Origin of the sequence: Sebaldella sp. S0638, assembly GCF_024158605.1 — a bacterium.
Classification (GTDB): Bacteria; Fusobacteriota; Fusobacteriia; order Fusobacteriales; family Leptotrichiaceae; genus Sebaldella.
The window spans coordinates 1-511 of record NZ_JAMZGM010000152.1; the positions used below are offsets into that span (position 1 = coordinate 1).

Sequence of the window (511 nt, forward strand, 5' to 3'; positions counted from 1 at the left end):
ATAAGGTACTGGCTACATCATAGAAGCAAAGAATGCCAAACAAATACAGAAATAAAAAATGAAAATGATTCATATAGAAAAATTATGAAATTACAAAAAGAATTAGCCGAAGTAAAAAAGGAGAATGATTTCCTAAAAAAAGCAGCGGCATTCTTTGCAAAGGAACTAGATTAGAACAGTATATATTTATCAAACTAAACTCTTTAAAATACGGTCTTAGATGGTTACTTAGAAAATTTGCTATATCATCTAATGCTTACTACAATTACTTAAAACATAGAAAAAAAGACTACGAAACAAGAAAACTAAACATTTTAAAAAGAATAGAAGAGATTTACCATCAGAATCATGGGAATCCAGGCTATAGAATGATGCATGACTATTTAAATTTAGAAGGAATTTACGTTTCAAAGTCGACTGTGTACAGATATATGAAAGAACTAGGAATTGAAGCAATTATCAACAAGAAGAAACCACTGTATATTAAAGGAAAAGCTCATAAAATATTTGG

At 28.4% G+C, this 511-nt stretch carries 1 protein-coding gene; it reads left to right on the plus strand.

Annotation, left to right across the window (positions count from 1 at the left end; translation table 11 throughout):
* Positions 1-311: 311 nt before the first annotated feature.
* The coding region (locus tag NK213_RS20715; RefSeq protein ID WP_371926460.1) for an IS3 family transposase at positions 312-511 on the plus strand (200 nt) is incomplete at its 3' end.